At 40.0% G+C, this 17,135-nt stretch carries 13 protein-coding genes; 11 read left to right on the top strand and 2 right to left on the bottom strand.

The features are described from left to right. Positions 1–54 precede the first annotated feature (54 nt). The gene (locus BUA02_RS02740; protein ID WP_072700756.1) at positions 55–2,499 is read right to left on the bottom strand and encodes a glycoside hydrolase family 94 protein; all 2,445 of its coding nucleotides are present in this window, start codon (positions 2,497–2,499) and stop codon (positions 55–57) included. A 386-nt stretch (positions 2,500–2,885) separates the two neighbouring features. Between BUA02_RS02740 and BUA02_RS02735 the strand changes: the two genes are divergently transcribed. The 9 genes from BUA02_RS02735 to BUA02_RS02695 all read left to right on the top strand — a co-directional run bounded on the left by BUA02_RS02735 (position 2,886) and on the right by BUA02_RS02695 (position 13,967). Continuing rightward, positions 2,886–3,908, top strand: coding sequence for a LacI family DNA-binding transcriptional regulator (locus tag BUA02_RS02735; protein ID WP_071176845.1), 1,023 nt, complete (start codon positions 2,886–2,888; stop codon positions 3,906–3,908). Between the two features lie 20 nt (positions 3,909–3,928). Beyond that, complete coding sequence (locus BUA02_RS02730; protein ID WP_072700754.1) at positions 3,929–4,834, top strand: ABC transporter permease subunit; 906 nt, start codon at positions 3,929–3,931, stop codon at positions 4,832–4,834. A gap of 28 nt (positions 4,835–4,862) precedes the next feature. Beyond that, positions 4,863–5,807, top strand: a complete 945-nt coding sequence (locus BUA02_RS02725; RefSeq protein ID WP_083572617.1) for a carbohydrate ABC transporter permease — start codon at positions 4,863–4,865, stop codon at positions 5,805–5,807. 235 nt (positions 5,808–6,042) lie between these two features. Beyond that, positions 6,043–7,605: an ABC transporter substrate-binding protein gene (locus BUA02_RS02720; RefSeq protein ID WP_072700752.1), complete on the top strand. Its 1,563-nt coding sequence runs from the start codon at positions 6,043–6,045 to the stop codon at positions 7,603–7,605. Between the two features lie 385 nt (positions 7,606–7,990). After that, on the top strand, positions 7,991–10,015 hold the full coding sequence (locus tag BUA02_RS02715) for a glycoside hydrolase family 31 protein (RefSeq protein WP_072700748.1): 2,025 nt from the start codon (positions 7,991–7,993) through the stop codon (positions 10,013–10,015). A gap of 251 nt (positions 10,016–10,266) precedes the next feature. Then, the gene (locus BUA02_RS02710) at positions 10,267–10,773 is read left to right on the top strand and encodes a helix-turn-helix domain-containing protein (RefSeq protein ID WP_072700746.1); all 507 of its coding nucleotides are present in this window, start codon (positions 10,267–10,269) and stop codon (positions 10,771–10,773) included. Between the two features lie 147 nt (positions 10,774–10,920). Beyond that, positions 10,921–11,376: an ACT domain-containing protein gene (locus BUA02_RS02705; RefSeq protein WP_072700744.1), complete on the top strand. Its 456-nt coding sequence runs from the start codon at positions 10,921–10,923 to the stop codon at positions 11,374–11,376. Positions 11,377–11,413: 37 nt separating this feature from the next. After that, on the top strand, positions 11,414–12,622 hold the full coding sequence (locus BUA02_RS02700) for a homoserine dehydrogenase (RefSeq protein ID WP_072700742.1): 1,209 nt from the start codon (positions 11,414–11,416) through the stop codon (positions 12,620–12,622). A 25-nt stretch (positions 12,623–12,647) separates the two neighbouring features. Continuing rightward, the gene (locus BUA02_RS02695; RefSeq protein WP_072700740.1) at positions 12,648–13,967 is read left to right on the top strand and encodes an aspartate kinase; all 1,320 of its coding nucleotides are present in this window, start codon (positions 12,648–12,650) and stop codon (positions 13,965–13,967) included. Between the two features lie 52 nt (positions 13,968–14,019). Here the strand turns inward: BUA02_RS02695 and BUA02_RS02690 are convergent, their stop codons facing one another. After that, entirely contained in the window at positions 14,020–14,817 is a 798-nt protein-coding gene (locus tag BUA02_RS02690; RefSeq protein WP_072700738.1) for a hypothetical protein, read from the bottom strand. A 313-nt stretch (positions 14,818–15,130) separates the two neighbouring features. On the opposite strand from BUA02_RS02690, the gene BUA02_RS02685 reads away from it, so the two are divergent. Both BUA02_RS02685 and guaB read left to right on the top strand, forming a co-directional pair. Then, the gene (locus BUA02_RS02685) at positions 15,131–15,643 is read left to right on the top strand and encodes a DUF6106 family protein (RefSeq protein ID WP_071176836.1); all 513 of its coding nucleotides are present in this window, start codon (positions 15,131–15,133) and stop codon (positions 15,641–15,643) included. 20 nt (positions 15,644–15,663) lie between these two features. After that, entirely contained in the window at positions 15,664–17,115 is a 1,452-nt protein-coding gene (gene guaB / locus BUA02_RS02680; RefSeq protein WP_072700736.1) for an IMP dehydrogenase, read from the top strand. Positions 17,116–17,135 lie beyond the last annotated feature (20 nt).

Genomic DNA, 17,135 nt, shown 5'->3' with positions numbered 1-17,135 from the left:
ATGCGGTTTGCAGGGGATTTTATACTGGTTTATTTCGTTTACATAAATATGTAATTACATAATTACTTCAACGTTATACTCTTTTACACCTTCCTCATAAGGAATTACGTTACCAGAAAGCTCTTTTCCATTGACGATGAGCTTCTTAACGCCCTTCTGAGAACCATTCTGCTTAACAGAAATGTTGTATACACCACCACGGTACTTCCTTGTTAATTCAAAATCACCAAAGTCAGAAGGGAGACATGGATCAACTGAAAGTCCCTTATGAGTAGGATAGATACCGAGGATGTACTGAGAGATGTTTACAAAAGTCCAAGCAGCTGTACCTGTGAGCCAGCTGTTCTTACCCTGTCCATGGAATTTAGCATCTCTACCAGCAACCATCTGTGAATATACATAAGGCTCTGTGCAGTGAATCTCACTGATGTCTTCGATGTAAGCAGGACATGTCTTTTTGTAAACATCGAATGCTCTGTCACCGTGTCCCAGAACTGTTTCAGCGATTGAAATCCAAGGGTTGTTGTGGCAGAAAATACCAGCATTCTCTTTGTATCCTGGTGGATATGAACTAACTTCACCAAGCTCTAAGTGATATTTTGTATAAGCAGGCTGAAGGATCATTACACCGTACTTGGTATCAAGTCTCTCTTTAACGCTCTTAAGAGCCTTTTCTGCAAGACCTTCCTTAACACCGATACCAGCAAGCACGCAGAAGCCCTGAGGCTCGATGTAGATCTGACCTTCCTCACACTCTTTTGAACCGACTTTATTGGAATAAGCATCATAAGCTCTTACGAACCATTCACCATCCCAGCCAGCTGTGATAGCTGCATCATAAACCTTCTGAACTTCCTCACGTGCACGCTTAGCTTCAGCGTCATCTCCAAGGAGTTCGCAGAGCTGAGCATACTCTTCACCGTATTTTACAAACATTCCAGCGATGAATACTGATTCAGCTACAGGACCTTCTGAAGGACCGAATGTTTGGAATGACTCACCTGGATGCTCTGAGAAGCAGTTAAGGTTAAGACAGTCGTTCCAGTCAGCACGTCCGATAAGTGGAAGACCATGAGGCCCCTTGTGAGTTGCTGTGAAATCAAATGAGCATTTAAGGTGTCCCATAAGAGTCTTAGCAACGCTCATATCGTTGTCGAAAGGAACCATCTCGTTAAGGATTGAAATGTCACCAGTCTCTCTGATGTAAGCACTAGTACCAGCAATGAGCCAAAGTGGATCATCATTGAAACCTGAACCGATGTCTGAGTTACCTTTCTTGGTAAGTGGCTGATACTGGTGATATGCGCTACCATCCTGGAACTGAGTAGAAGCAATATCGATGATTCTTTCTCTTGCTCTATCTGGGATAAGGTGTACAAATCCAAGAAGATCCTGACAAGAATCTCTAAATCCCATTCCACGTCCAATACCTGACTCATAATATGAAGCAGATCTGGACATGTTGAATGTAACCATACACTGATACTGGTTCCAGATATTTACCATTCTGTCTACTTTTTCATTAGAAGACTTGATGTGGTAGATACTAAGAAGCTCTGACCAGTAATCGTTAAGCTCCTTGAGTGCTGCATCAACAGCTTCAACAGTCTTATATTTATCAAGCATAGCAAAAGCTGGTTTCTTGTTGATCACGCCGTAAGATTCCCACTTCTGATCCTCTGGGTTCTCGATGTAACCAAGAGTGAATATGAAAGTCTTGGATTCTGATGGAGCAAGCTCGATATCAATCTGATGTGAAGCAATTGGTGACCATCCGCTTGCTACAGAGTTTGTGCACTTGCCGTTTGCAACAACGTCTGGAGAATCAGGTCCGTTATATGCACCAAGGAATGCATCTCTGCTAGTATCGTAGCCGTTAACTTCTGTGTTAACACCATATACAGCATAGTGATTTCTACGCTCTCTGTACTCGGTCTTATGGAAAAGAACTGAACCACCGTTTGCAATCTCAACTTCACCAGTGCTTAAGTTTCTCTGGAAGTTCTTCATATCATCATCTGCATTCCAGAGACACCATTCTACATAAGAGAAGAGTGAAAGCTTAGCAACTGTATCCTTATTATTAGTAATAGTAAGCTTAGATACTTCGCAGTTGTCATTCATAGGAACAAAGGTTAAAAGATCTGCTTTAACGTTGCTCTTGGAAGATGAAAACTTACTGTATCCAAGACCATGACGGCACTCATAGCTGTCAAGAGTTGTCTTGACCGGCTGCCATCCCGGGTTCCAAACAAGACCATTCTCATTCAGGTCTTTGATGTAAAAGTACTTACCATTGTTGTCATAAGGAACATTGTTGTAACGATATCTGGTAAGTCTGAGAAGTTTGGCGTCCTTATAGAATGTGTAACCACCACATGTATTAGATATGAGTGAAAAGAACTCTTTATTACCTAAATAGTTGATCCAGGGTAATGGAGTCTTGGGAGTGGTGATCACGTATTCACGGGCGTTATCATCGAAAAAACCGTACTTCATATAAACCTCCTAATACTTAAACGTTTAAGATAAATTTCTAGACACATTATATATGGGATAAATCTTTTGCGCAATAGAAAAATTTCAAAAATAAACCCTTAAAAAACCGCGATTCTATGCGGAAAAACCATCTTCCTGATAAACGTTTCCTTAAAACATTGATGTTTGCTGAATCATATCGAAAACGTTTAAATCAAATATTAATAAATAATGACTAAATTTGGGAATATATATGAAAAAACGACAAGTAATTTGTTCAAACCAAACAAAAATATAAAACATGCACAAAAAAATAACAGCTATACTTGATTTTGGTGTCAAATTGATGTATATTGAAAGTGCGAAAACGATTAAGTGATTTAAGTAAAGGTTGTAAGACAAAAAGAATGGTTTCACTAAAGGACATATCTAAGGCTTGCGGGGTTTCAGTAGCTACGGTTTCCAAGGCGCTTAATGATCACAGCGATATAAGCAAAGAGACCAAAGAAAACGTTAGACAAGTTGCTGAAAAGCTGGGATATCATCCTAATGCTGCTGCACAGGCGCTTAAGACAAATAAAACTAATAACATAGGCGTCCTATTTGTAGATGAGGCGAACAGTGGCTTGACTCACGACTACTTTTCACATGTGCTTGATAGCTTCAAGAAAAGAGCTGAGAGAAGTGGCTTCGACATCACTTTTATAAATGGAGATAAGACAAGAGCTAACAACATGTCATATTTATCTCACGCAATTTATAGAGGATTTGATGGTGTCATGATCGCCTGCGTAGATTTTACGGATCCACAGGTAGAGGAACTTATCAAGAGCAATATTCCTGTTGTGACAATTGACTATATGTTTAGTAACAGGATTTCAATTGTTTCTGATAATGTTAGCGGTATGAGGGAACTCGTTTCCTACATATATAAAAGAGGTCATAGAAAGATTGCTTACATTCACGGTTTGGAATCTGCGGTAACCCAGGGGAGATTATCAAGTTTCTATAAGACCTTGCAGGATTTCAAAGTGACGATTCCTGATGAGTATGTAGTGGCAAGCCCGTATAGAGATACTGATTCAGCTTTTGCCATGACCAACAAATTGCTTGATTTAAAAGATCCTCCAACTTGTATCCTTTATCCTGATGACTTTGCAGCCTTTGGAGGGTTGAATGCAATTAGACAGAGAGGGCTCAGGATTCCGGAAGACGTATCTGTAGCAGGATATGACGGAATTGACATAAGCCGAAGGATTAGTCCTAGACTTACTACTGTGGTACAGGATACCGAAGAGATAGGAAGCCTGGCGGCTACCAAACTGATAGACCTGATCAATAACCCTAAAGGAACTCTTATAGAACATATAACAGTTGAAGGGGAACTTGATGAAGGCGAATCAATTCTGAATATTGCAAACAAAAATTAAGTAAGACCGGGAGGAATATTATGAAAGCTTTTTTGCATAATACTTGGAAACACAGAGCACACGTAGTAATGGCTCTGCCAGTATTTCTGATTTTGTTCTTTATTATGTACGTACCAATGGCAGGTCTTGTAATGGCCTTCAAGAATTTCAATTACGCAGACGGTATTTGGAAGAGTCCATGGAACGGTATTGAAAACTTTAAGTTCCTTTTAGCATCAAAGGCTACTTTCATTCAGATAACAAGGAACACCGTTCTCTACTATCTCTTATTTACCATAGTAGGAACATTCTTGAATGTAACACTTGCGATCATGATCGATAAGCTTGTATTCAAGAAACTTGCTAAGACAATGCAGACACTTATGATCATCCCAGTCTTCATTTCTTATGCAGCTGTTCAGTTCATTGTATATGCATTTATCAGTTCAGATACAGGTATCATCAATCATACATTTGGTTCCAGCACAAAGTTCTATTCAGCTGTTAACCTGTGGCCGATCATCTTACTTGTAGTTAAGATTTGGAAAGATACTGGATATGGTTCAGTTCTTTATATGTCAGTACTTGCAGGAATTGATTCAGAACTTTATGAGGCAGCAGATATTGATGGTGCTAACTCATGGCAGAAGATCACAAACATTACAATTCCTTCATTGATCCCAATGATCACTGTAATGCTTCTTCTTTCAGTTGGATCAGTAATGCACTCAGACACAGGTCTCTTCTATCAGGTAACACGTAACAGTGGAATCCTGTATGAGACAACACAGGTTATCGACTCTTATGTACTTAATGCGATCTTCAAGAATTCAAACTTTGGATTCGTTGCCGCAACTTCTTTCTTCCAGTCGATTGTCGGACTTTTGCTTATGCTTTTTGCTAACACAGCAGTTCGTAAGATTGCACCAGAGAACGCATTGTTCTAATTGGACTAGAAAAGAGAGGTAAAATCAAATGGCAAAGATGTCGGTAAAGAAAGAAAATCACAAACTTGATATAGCGCCTTCCAGGCAAGAGAGGGTAACTGTAGGACAGGTTATACTTGCAATTATTCTTATAGCATTTACATTATTTGCTTTTCTTCCTGTAGAGCTTACATTCGTAGCTGCTTTTACAGATGAAAAGAGTATCGTACAGAACGGATTTAAGTTCTGGCCTAAGGACTGGTCACTGGCAGGTATGGGAACAGTACTTAGATATGGCCAGCAGCTTGCTAGATCATATGCAGTTACAATTTTCGTAACTGTTGCTGGTACATTCCTTGGACTTTTGTTCATGAGTATGTATGCATATTCAATAAGTAGAAAAGATTTCTGGCTTTCAAAATTTTTATCAATCTATCTGCTTATTCCTATGTTGTTCAATGGTGGAACACTTTCAGGATATATCATCTTCACAAGTTACTATCACTTGAAAGATAGTCTCTGGCTCCTTATCCTTCCACTTTGCGTAACAACAATGAACGTAATCATTTTGAGAACTTACATTGCTAACAGTATTCCGGCAGAGCTTATGGAAGCAGCCAAGATCGATGGCGCAGGAGAGTATTACACATTCTTCAGAATCACTCTTCCTCTTATGAAACCATCACTTGCAGCAGTCGGATTCATGATGGCAACAACATATTGGAACGATTGGCAGAATGCACTTCTGTACATCGATTCTGATGCTAAGAAGCCTTTGCAGTTACTTCTTATCAACATTCAGAAGAGTATTGAGTTCCTTCTCAACAACTCAAACGTTCCTGCATCAGCAAGAGCAGCTATGGGTGGAACTATTCCACAGTATTCTGCAACAATGGCAACTGTTTTAGTAGTTATCGGACCTATCATGGTAGTATATCCATTCTTCCAGAAGTACTTCATCAAGGGTCTTACAGTTGGCTCAGTTAAAGGCTGAACTGAGCTCTTAGCGAGGTATTTTCGAGCTTAGAAGCGAAGTTCATTCTGGCGAGCGAAGCGAGAGCAGAACTTCCTTTAAAAAAGGAATTCCATTTGAGGCGAAGCGAGAGCAGAACATCCTTGCTATTAAATTGTAAATATGTATAAAAGTTCAAAGCGGCGGGTTATTTTGGTTGAAACTCCAACAACGGGGGATCACATACATTTATTTTCTTAAATTAAAGGAGGAAAATATGAAGAAGAAAGTTATTTCAGTACTTATGGCATCAGCAATGTCACTTTCATTACTTGCTGGATGCGGAAACACAGCTCCTGCAGCTACAGAGTCAAATGATTCAACAGCTACAGAGACACCAGCAGCTGATTCAAATTCAGATGCAGAAGCAGAAGCAGAAGCACCTGCAGCAAGCGGTGATGTAACAGAAATCAGCGTTTACAGATGCACATTCAACCTTGCAAACCCTGATTCAGCTCAGGTTCAGAAGGTTCAGGATGCAATCAATGCGTATATCGCAGACAAGATCCCTGTAAAGATCAAGCTTACAGATATCGGATCTGGTGAATACACAGATAAGGCAAACCTTGCACTTGCAAACAACGAGATCAACCTTCTTTGGACAGCTTCATGGGAAGGAACAATCGGTACTAACGATCTTTATCCAGCAAACGCTGTATATGATCTTACAGACCTCCTTCCTGGAACACCTCTTTACAGCTCAATGGCTGAAGGACAGTGGGAAGCAGCTAAGTATGATGGAAAGATCTATTTCGTACCTGTATACAAGGACAACGTTGAGGGATATGACTTCATGTTCCGTCAGGATCTTGTAGACAAGCACAACTGGGATATTAACAGCGTAAAAGAGCTTAAGGACCTTGAGCCAATGCTCGCTGACGCTAAGGCAGATGGCCTTAAGTATCCATTCCTTACACAGAAGACAGCTATGTTCTACAGATGGTACATTGATAAGTTTGATTTCTTCACAGCAGATTCAGCTACAAACTTCTTTGCTGTAGATAGAGCAAAAGATGAAGTTGTTGATACAATTCAGACTCCTGAGTACCTTGAGTTCTGCAAACTCATCGCTGATTGGGCAGACAAGGGATACATCTCAGAGGATGACTTCACAAAGGTTACAACAGATACAACAACACAGACACAGGATTGGGCTATTTCATGGTGGACAGATATCCCAGTTAATGACGAAGCAGATGCTCGTTATGGCCAGGATGTAACAATGGTTCCAGCTACACAGAGATGGGCTCACTCAACATCAGCTCTTGGATCATGCTACTGTGTAACAGCTAACTCAACACCTGAGCAGGCTAAGGCTTGTGTAGACTTCCTTGGTCTTCTTTACACAGATTCAACACTTGCTGATATGTACACATTCGGTATCGAAGGTGAAGACTTCACATACGATGCAAATCATCAGGTAACACAGACATCTGACAAGTACAACCACTCAATGTGGGAGTCAGCTAATGCTACAATCGTTACTCCACTTGACAACGAGCCAGCTAACAAGGCAGAGCTTTACAATGAGTTCAACGGTGGTGCTAACACATCATCAGCAGCTGGATTCAGATTTGACAAGTCTCCTGTAGAGGCTCAGTACACAGCTTGCGCTGGTGTATTTGATACATACGGATTTGCTCTTGAGAACGGTGGTGTTGCTCCTGCAGACGTTGAGTCTACACTTGAGAAGTACCAGGCAGCTCTTGACGAGGCTGGTTACCAGGATGTACTTGCTGAGTTCCAGAAGCAGTACGACGATTGGAAGGCTTCAAAGTAATTTGATCACCTAACAATGGGTTAATAAGAGCCATGGCATCTACGATGCCATGGCTTTTTTAAAAGTGTTGGCTTCACTGAAGGGAAATGTTGTATACATAAATGTTCCTCTTGTAGACGCTCTCGCTTGATAAAAAACGTAGCGGATACTAAGGTGCTAAAAAACAGCACCTAAGTACCGACGTTTTTTAACACTACTGCGAGAAGCATTTATGCATACAACATTATTACAGCGAAGAAAACATAAATAAGCTGTGGTATGTGTAGTCCATCAATGATAAGATGGTGAAGTGAAACAATTAAGAAACATGTGAACTATAAGGAAATTACTTAGGGAAAAGGAAAAATAAGTTTTCTAACAGAAGAGAAAGACAGTGAGGTATTGTATGGAGTTTATTACTGAAAAGAATGCCCTTATCTGTAAGAGACAGGGTGAGACACTTAGGGTTGAAGCTTGGGGTGAGAATTCACTTAGAGTGAGAGCTACTATGCTCAAGGATTTCACAGGCAATGATTGGGCATTAACAGAAAAAGTGAAGGAAACAAGCGCAGAGGTTAAGACCTTTGACGTTACTTACAGAACTGGTGAGGGAACAGATGTAGACAGAACTCACGGTAAGATTGTTAATGGTGATATTTCCTGTGAAGTGAATTTTGCAGGCGTTATGTCTTTTTATAAGAAGGATAAGCTTATATTAAGAGAATATTTCCGCTCTTATGATGGAACTATCTCTAGAGAGAGCAGATGCCTTAAAATCGTTAATAGAGAGTGGAAGGGAGTTCAGGGCTCAGACAATTACAAGCTTAAGGTGCGTTTTGACAGCAATCCTGGTGAGAAGCTTTTTGGTATGGGACAGTATCAGCAGCAGAATATGAACCTTAAGGGCTGCACTCTTGAACTAGCTCAGAGAAACTCACAGATTTCAGTACCATTTGCTGTATCTTCTCTTGGATATGGTATGTTATGGAATAACCCTGGTGTTGGACAGGTTACTTTTGGTAACAATATGACACTTTGGGATATGCACTCAACAAAAGAGATGGATTACTACATCACAGTAGCTGATACTCCAAAGGAGATCGTAGCAAACTATGCATCTGCAACAGGCTACGCAGGTGAGTTCCCAGAGGAACTTATGGGACTTTGGCAGTGCAAATTAAGATACAGAACACAGGATGAGGTTCTTTCTATAGCGCGTAAGTACAAAGAACTCGGAATCCATATCGATCAGATCGTAATCGACTTCTTCCACTGGACATATCAGGGAGACTGGAAATTCGACAAGAAGTACTGGCCAGATCCAAAGGCTATGGTAGATGAGCTCCACAGCATGGGTATCAAGGTTATCGTATCTGTATGGCCTTCTGTAGACAGAAAGAGTGAGAATTTCTATCCTATGCTTGAAAAAGGCCTTCTCATCAAAACTGAGAGAGGTGCGCTCCAGACTTACGATTATCAGGGCGACTGCGTAGAAATCGATGTATTCAATCCTGAGACCAGTAAATATGTATGGGAAGTTTGCAAAAAGAACTACTATGACTTTGGAATCGATGGATTCTGGCTTGATAACTCTGAGCCTGATTATGGGGTATATGACTTTGAAAACTTCAGATATATTGATGGTTCAGCTCTTGAAGTAAGTAACCTCTACCCACAGAAATATAGCCGTGTATTTTACGATAACATGGTAAAAGAGGGACAGAAAAACCCTGTGAACCTTTTAAGATGTGCCTGGGCAGGAAGCCAGAAATATGGCAACGTAGTATGGTCAGGAGACGTTCCAAGTACATTTGAGGCTCTTCAGGATCAGCTTCAGTGCGGACTTAATATGGGACTTGCAGGTATTCCATGGTGGACAACAGATATCGGCGGATTTATGACAGACGATGTAAACGATCCAGACTTTAGACAGCTTCTTATCAGATGGTATCAGTTTGCTGTTTATACTGCTGTATTCAGACTTCATGGCGATCGTGGTCCTTACAATATTCCAGCCCTTGATGACAGAGATTGGGGCGGCGGATATCTTCATACAGGCCAGGACAACGAAATGTGGAGTTATGGCGATGACAACTTCAAGATCATGAAGAAGTACTATGACATCAGAAAAGAGTTAAAGCCATATATCAAATCTCTTTATAACGAGGCTTCTACAAATGGCTCACCACTTATCAGAACAATGTTCTATGAGTTCCCTGAGGACGAGAAGTGCTGGGATATTCAGGATCAGTACATGTTTGGTGAAAAATACCTTGTAGCTCCTATTCTTCATTTGAACGAGTTTGAGAGAGAAGTTTATCTTCCAAAGGGAAATTGGAAATTGACAAGTACTGGTGAAGAATTTGCAGGTGAAAGAACTGTGAAGGTAAGTGCTCCAATTGAGTACATGCCAGTTTTCGAAAAACTCTGAAAATGTTTGAATTGGTCAGACAATTGTGATAACATTATAAGAGCGTTAAGAAGTGCTACATGAAAATGTAGCACTCCTAACTCTTTCCTTTTATAAGCGTATGAAAAGTCACGGCACCCCAATAACCGTGGCTTTTCGCTTTTTCTGATGTTTTTATTGTAAATTATTACAAAATACAGTAACATACTAGTGATCGCAAAATATGATAGTTTAATTTGCTAAAATGGCAAAATGCAGATTTGGGAGGTTTCATGGGAAAGAGATCTATTAAGGAAAACAAGAATATCTTTTTCGAAAGCAGAGAAGCAATGGGATATTCCAGAGCTCAGGCAAGTGAGCTTATGGGAGGAATCTCTGAGAGCAGTCTTGAAAAGATGGAAACAGGCAAGACAAATATATATCCTGAAGATGTAGTTGCTATGGCCAAGGCATACAGAAAACCTGAGCTTTGCAATTATTATTGCACTCACGAGTGTGCTATAGGAAGAACTTCAGTGCCTGAAGTTAAGATTTCTTCATTATCAGAAATCGTTCTCGCTATGTTATCTTCCCTTAATTCTCTCGAGCGTCAAAAGAATAGACTGATCGAGATAACTGCAGATGGCGAGATCACAGATGATGAGCTTTCAGATTTTGTCAGCATTCAGACACAGCTTGAACATATAGATGTAACTGTAGAGGCTCTCAAATTGTGGGTTGCTAATACTATTGCCGACGGCAAGATCGACAAAGATAAGCTTGATAAGTTGAAAAAATAAAATAGTATCCAAAAAAGTTCAGCTTATATGCTGAACTTTTTTTATTTTGCCTATTGCCTTTATAACTTTAGTGTGCTAAAATTCTTTCCAGTACATACAAATGTCCGTGGTACGAAAACAAATATTTTAATTTTGTAGGTGAGAGAAATGCAGCAGGATGCAGGCTACTATGTTATAAAAAAACAGGCAGTTCCAGAGGTTCTTTTAAAGGTTGTAGAAGCCAAGAAACTCTTGGAATCCGGCAAAGTAAAAACTGTAAATGACGCAGCCGATAGTGTGGGCATCAGTAGGAGCTCTTTTTACAAATATAAAGATGATATCTATGAATTCCACGACAGCCTGCAGGGAACAACATTAACTCTTACATTCCAGATGAATGATGAAGTAGGTCTTTTATCCTACGTTCTAAATCTTATTGCTGAATTTGGTGCAAATATTCTGACTATTCACCAGTCTATTCCGCTTAATGGAGTTGCATCGATTTCAATAACGATCCAGGTTCTCCCAACTACAAGAGATGTTATGGATATGATCGACAAGATGGAAAAGGCAAGCGGCGTTCACAAGGTCCACATTTCCGGACGCAGCGCAACCTTTGCATAAATTGAGGAAAAAATATTATGAAAAATTGGAGGATGTAATGGCAAAAGTAGCAGTCTTGGGATATGGCACAGTAGGTAGCGGTGTTGTTGAAGTTCTTGATACAAACGCAGCTGAAGTAGAGAAGAGCGCAGGCGAAAAGATCGAGCTTAAATATATTCTTGATCTTAGAGATTTTCCTGGTGACAAGCATGAGTCACAGGTTGTTCACGACATAAATGTTATTCTCGATGATCCGGAAGTAGATGTGATCTGCGAAACAATGGGTGGAATAGAACCTGCCTTTACATTTGAGAAGCAGGCTCTTTCTAAGGGCAAGAGCGTCTGCACATCCAATAAAGAGCTTGTAGCGGCTCATGGACCAGAGCTTGTAGAGCTGGCTAAAGCAAACGGTGTAAGCTATCTTTTTGAAGCAAGTGTAGGTGGCGGAATTCCTGTTCTTAGAAGCCTTAACGATTCCCTTAAACATGAAAAGATTGATTCCATCACAGGTATCTTAAATGGAACAACAAACTACATCTTAACCAAGATGGATAAAGAGGGCATTGGATTTGAAACAGTCCTCAAACAGGCTCAGGAGAAAGGATATGCTGAGCGCAATCCGGAAGCTGACGTAGAGGGCTATGATGCATGTCGTAAGATTGCGATCCTTTCAAGCCTTATGAGCGGCAAACATGTTGATTATGAAGATATCTACACAGAGGGTATCAGCAAGATCAACATTCAGGACTTTGAATATGCCAGATCACTTAATATGGCTATCAAGCTCCTTGCAATGTGCAAAAGAAATGAGAATGGCTTTTTTACTATCGTAGCACCATTCCTCATTCCATATGAGAATCCACTTGCAAATGTTAATGGGGTATTTAATGCCATCAACGTTCATGGTAATATGTTAGGCGACGTTATGTTCTACGGCAAAGGAGCAGGTAAGAATGCCACAGCAAGCGCTGTAGTAGCTGACGTGATCGATATGGTCAAGCACAAGGGTAAACATATTGAAGTAAACATGAAAGCTGAGAAAGCAAATCTTTCACCTAAGGATAATGCTGTCAGACATTTCTTTGTAAGAGTTTCAGCAGAACTTGAAGATCAGGCAAGAGAGATATTTGGAAGCAATCTGGATGTAGTTAAGAGAAACAGCATTCCTAATGAGTTTGCATTTATTACAGATTCCATTTCAGAAAAAGACTTTGAAGAAAAGCTTTGGAAGATGGATAGTGTTAAGGGTTATATAAGATTATATTGATGAAATTTGAGGAGATAATACTATTATGAAGAAGGTAGTTAAATTCGGAGGAAGTTCACTTGCCAGCGCAGAGCAGTTCATGAAAGTGGGCCAGATCATCAAATCAGATCCAGACAGAGCTTATGTAGTTCCTTCTGCACCTGGAAAAAGAAATTCCAAAGACACAAAGGTTACAGACATGCTCTACAAGACATATGCTCTTGCAGAGGCTGGAAAAGATTTCCAGAAGCAGCTTGATGCTATCAAGGCGCGTTATGATGAGATCATCAAGGGACTTGGATTAAAGCTTAATCTTTCAAATGAATTTAAGACCATTGAAAAGAATTTTAAGGCTAAAGCTGGTAATGACTATGCTGCCAGCCGTGGAGAATACCTTAATGGTATCGTAATGGCTACCTATCTTGGGTTTGAATTCATTGATTCAGCAACTGTAGTTGCTTTTGATAAGAACGGTGAATTTGATAGTGAGAAGACTAACAAGCTTATGGCTAAAAAGCTTGAGAAGACACCTAATGCTGTAATTCCAGGATTCTATGGAGCATATCCAGATGGAACCATCAAGACGTTTTCAAGAGGTGGTTCTGATATAACAGGATCTATCGTTTCAAGAGCTATTAAGGCTGATGTATATGAGAACTGGACTGATGTATCTGGCTTCCTTGTTGCAGATCCTAGGATCATCGACAAGCCACCACACATCGATACTATCACATATACAGAGCTTCGAGAGCTTGCATATATGGGTGCTTCTGTTCTTCATGAAGACGCTATCTTCCCGGTTAGAAAAGAAGGTATTCCTATCAATATCAGAAATACCAACAAGCCAGAGGATCCAGGAACATGGATCGTTGAGTCAACAGCCAAGAAGTCAAAGTTTGTCATCACTGGTATTGCTGGCAAAAAAGGCTTCTGCTGCGTGAATATCTTAAAGGATCAGATGAACTCTGAGGTAGGTTTTGTGAGAAAGGTTCTTCAGGCATTTGAAGATCAGAATATCTCCATCGAGCATGTTCCTTCAGGAATCGATACTATGACAGTATTTGTTCAGCAGGATGAGTTTATTGAGAAGGAGCAGTCAGTAGTTTCAGAAATTCACAGACTTGCTCGTCCAGATATGCTTGAGATTGACTCAGACCTTGCTCTTATTGCAGTTGTTGGTAGAGGTATGAAGTCTACACGTGGTACTGCTGGCAGAATCTTCTCAGCACTTGCACATGCAAGCGTAAACGTTAGAATGATCGATCAGGGATCATCAGAGCTTAATATCATCATTGGTGTTGAGACAAGAGATTATGAAAAGGCAATCAGAGCTATCTACGATATCTTCGTAACGACTCAGGTTTAATGACAATATAAAAGTGAGCCCTAGGGCTCACTTTTTTGTTTGCATATATTTATTATTGTAAAAGAAATTCTACAAACTGCTTGGCAGTATCAAGTCTGCCTGTGTTAATGATCACTCCTACAATGCACTTCTGACCATAGTAGGCATTGTTCTCTTTGATGGCATTTGAATCTTCGATATATAATCCAACTGGAACAGGGTCTTCCATTTCAGAAACAGGAATGTCAGGATATATCCCTGTATTGTAGATTTCAGCAGCCATGACAGCGTATTTGTTGTTTTTATCATATTCTCCATTTAGCATGAAGCTTTGATATTCATCGGAAGAGATATAATCAATAAGCTTTCTGTCTACGTAGCAGATCTTATCTGAGTACTTATCAAGAAAAGCTTGATCAAAGGCATCTCTAAGATCCATGTAAACATCCTGATATGCATAATATCGGAACATGTCAGTATCTGCGGCCATAACATCCAGCTCTTTGGCTGAGATATTAGCCATGATCTTCTCTGATGTGGCAATCGTCATCTCATTGATGGCATCAGTCCTATAAGAGGAAGATGTATCTACGAAGCAGGTATAGCTATTAGTATCGATCTGCGCGTATTCAGTAAAATCGGACTCAAAGGTCTGCTGAGTATCAGGCACATTGCTGTTAAGTAAGACTGCATAAAGCGCGTAAGGCTTGTTGTTTGTAATGTCTTTTATAAGAATTGTAAGAAGTATGATAGCTGCAATGGCTACAAAAGTGTGAATTTTGTAGTATTCCCAAAAATAATCCCAGTGAGCCTTGAAACCCTGACCTTTTAATTTCTTTTGCTGTTCTTTGATCTCATCGTGCAATGACATGGCTTTCCCCTCCAGTTTAGGTCTAATAAATATTACAAAAATATAATTTTATTTAATCGCAAAAACATATATAATTAATGATGGTATACTTTTTATCCTACTATTAGATCACATACGAAAGATATAATACAGATTTTAATCTGTAAATGTCAATGCGATAAGGATTTTTTAGCATAAAATTTAGGTTTAATATTTGCCGAAAACTAGATACTTTTCACCTTGACATTGGCCGGGATTACATATAAGATAGTCGATAAAATGGGCTGTAAATGGGGAGTTTATAGCTGAGACTATAGGAGGATATTAGACTAGCATGGGTGTAGAGAACAATTTTGTAGAGTGTCTGGTTCCTAGTAAGGGATCTCCAGTAATGGTTTTTCTTAAGTACTTGTTACTTATTTTTGCAATTCTTTTCTTTATCGGAGCATTTTTGCTCGGCGGTGGATTAGTGTTTATGATCCTTTGTATAGCCGCAGGTTTTGGTTATCATTTTGCAGCTCTAAATGCAAATATCGAGTACGAATATCAGTACTGCGAAAGAGAAATTTCAGTAGATAAAGTTCTTAATAAAAGTTCCCGTAAGCACGTGGGCACTTATTCCGTTGAGCACATTGAGATCATGGCTCCATCACGTTCATATCATTTAGACGAATTCAAAAACAGAACATTCAAGGTTGTGGATTATTCATCAAAAGACAAGAATGCTCAGCCTGATCCTACATATACTATCATTTACGATGGCAAAGAGAAGATCATCTTAGAGCCTACAAGCGAGTTTGTATCTGCTATCAAGGCAGTTGCACCTAGAAAAGTATATACAGAATGATAAAAGAGGAGTAAGAAAAAATGGGACAGATAATTGGCGAAGGAATTACTTTTGACGACGTACTTTTGGTACCTGCTTATTCACAGGTTGTACCAAATCAGGTAGATGTTAGCACCTATCTTACCAAGAAGATCAAGCTCAACATTCCTATGATGAGTGCAGGAATGGATACTGTAACTGAGCACAGAATGGCTATCGCAATGGCCAGACAGGGTGGTATCGGTATCATCCACAAGAACATGTCTATCGAAGCTCAGGCAGAAGAGGTAGATAAGGTTAAGAGATCAGAAAATGGTGTTATTACAGATCCATTTTCACTTTCACCAGATCATACATTAGCAGACGCGGATTCACTTATGGCTAAGTTCCGCATCTCAGGTGTCCCAATCACAGAAGGAAGAAAACTGGTTGGTATCATTACTAACCGTGATCTTAAATTCGAAAAAGATTACTCCCAGAAGATAAAAGATGTAATGACAAGTGAGAATCTTGTCACAGCCAAGGAAGGTATTACACTTGAGGAAGCAAAGAGCATTCTTGCTAAGTCCAAAAAAGAGAAGCTTCCAATCGTTGATGACAACTACAATCTTGTAGGACTCATCACAATCAAGGATATTGAGAAAACTATCAAATATCCTCTTGCAGCCAAGGATGATCAGGGCAGACTTCTTTGCGGTGCAGGCGTAGGTATTTCAGCTAATTGCCTTGACCGTGTAGCAGCCCTTGTAGATGCTAAGGTTGATGTTATCGTACTTGATTCAGCACATGGACATTCAGAGAACGTTCTTAAGTGCCTTAGAATGATAAAAGAGAAATTCCCAGATCTTCAGGTTATTGCAGGTAACTGCGCAACAGGTGAAGCTACAAAGGCTCTCATCGAAGCTGGCGCTGATGCTGTTAAGGTTGGTATCGGACCTGGATCTATCTGCACAACACGAGTAGTTGCAGGTATCGGTGTTCCACAGATCACAGCTATCATGGATTGCTACAAAGTTGCCAGAGAGTATGGAGTACCTATCATCGCTGATGGTGGTATCAAGTATTCAGGAGATGTTACTAAGGCTATTGCAGCTGGTGGTAACCTTGTAATGATGGGTTCAATGTTTGCTGGATGCGACGAGGCTCCAGGAGATTTCGAGCTATATCAGGGCAGAAAATATAAGGTTTATCGTGGAATGGGTTCAATCGCAGCTATGGAGAATGGATCTAAGGACCGTTATTTCCAGGAAGATGCCAAGAAGCTTGTTCCAGAAGGCGTAGAGGGACGAGTTGCTTATAAGGGAACTGTAGAGGATACAGTATTCCAGCTTATTGGCGGCCTCAGAGCTGGTATGGGATATTGCGGATGTGAATCTATTGAGGAACTCAAGGAGAATGGCAGATTCATTAAGATGTCTGCAGCATCACTTCGTGAATCTCACCCACATGATATTCAGATCACTAAAGAAGCACCTAACTATAGTGCAGTTTAATCAGGAGTGAAAATTGCAGG

The organism is Butyrivibrio hungatei DSM 14810, from assembly GCF_900143205.1.
Lineage (GTDB): Bacteria > Bacillota > Clostridia > Lachnospirales > Lachnospiraceae > Butyrivibrio > Butyrivibrio hungatei.
The sequence above is the reverse complement of the archived record's forward strand: the minus strand, read 5'-3'. Positions and strand labels throughout refer to the sequence as shown.

What these genes read in the sequence shown, in the direction of transcription:
- BUA02_RS02740 (WP_072700756.1), bottom strand. Translation starts at nt 2,499, where the DNA reads ATGAAGTACGGTTTTTTCGATGATAACGCCCGTGAATACGTGATCACC.
- BUA02_RS02735 (WP_071176845.1), top strand. Translation starts at nt 2,886, where the DNA reads ATGGTTTCACTAAAGGACATATCTAAGGCTTGCGGGGTTTCAGTAGCT.
- BUA02_RS02730 (WP_072700754.1), top strand. Translation starts at nt 3,929, where the DNA reads ATGAAAGCTTTTTTGCATAATACTTGGAAACACAGAGCACACGTAGTA.
- BUA02_RS02725 (WP_083572617.1), top strand. Translation starts at nt 4,863, where the DNA reads ATGGCAAAGATGTCGGTAAAGAAAGAAAATCACAAACTTGATATAGCG.
- BUA02_RS02720 (WP_072700752.1), top strand. Translation starts at nt 6,043, where the DNA reads ATGAAGAAGAAAGTTATTTCAGTACTTATGGCATCAGCAATGTCACTT.
- BUA02_RS02715 (WP_072700748.1), top strand. Translation starts at nt 7,991, where the DNA reads ATGGAGTTTATTACTGAAAAGAATGCCCTTATCTGTAAGAGACAGGGT.
- BUA02_RS02710 (WP_072700746.1), top strand. Translation starts at nt 10,267, where the DNA reads ATGGGAAAGAGATCTATTAAGGAAAACAAGAATATCTTTTTCGAAAGC.
- BUA02_RS02705 (WP_072700744.1), top strand. Translation starts at nt 10,921, where the DNA reads ATGCAGCAGGATGCAGGCTACTATGTTATAAAAAAACAGGCAGTTCCA.
- BUA02_RS02700 (WP_072700742.1), top strand. Translation starts at nt 11,414, where the DNA reads ATGGCAAAAGTAGCAGTCTTGGGATATGGCACAGTAGGTAGCGGTGTT.
- BUA02_RS02695 (WP_072700740.1), top strand. Translation starts at nt 12,648, where the DNA reads ATGAAGAAGGTAGTTAAATTCGGAGGAAGTTCACTTGCCAGCGCAGAG.
- BUA02_RS02690 (WP_072700738.1), bottom strand. Translation starts at nt 14,817, where the DNA reads ATGTCATTGCACGATGAGATCAAAGAACAGCAAAAGAAATTAAAAGGT.
- BUA02_RS02685 (WP_071176836.1), top strand. Translation starts at nt 15,131, where the DNA reads ATGGGTGTAGAGAACAATTTTGTAGAGTGTCTGGTTCCTAGTAAGGGA.
- guaB (WP_072700736.1), top strand. Translation starts at nt 15,664, where the DNA reads ATGGGACAGATAATTGGCGAAGGAATTACTTTTGACGACGTACTTTTG.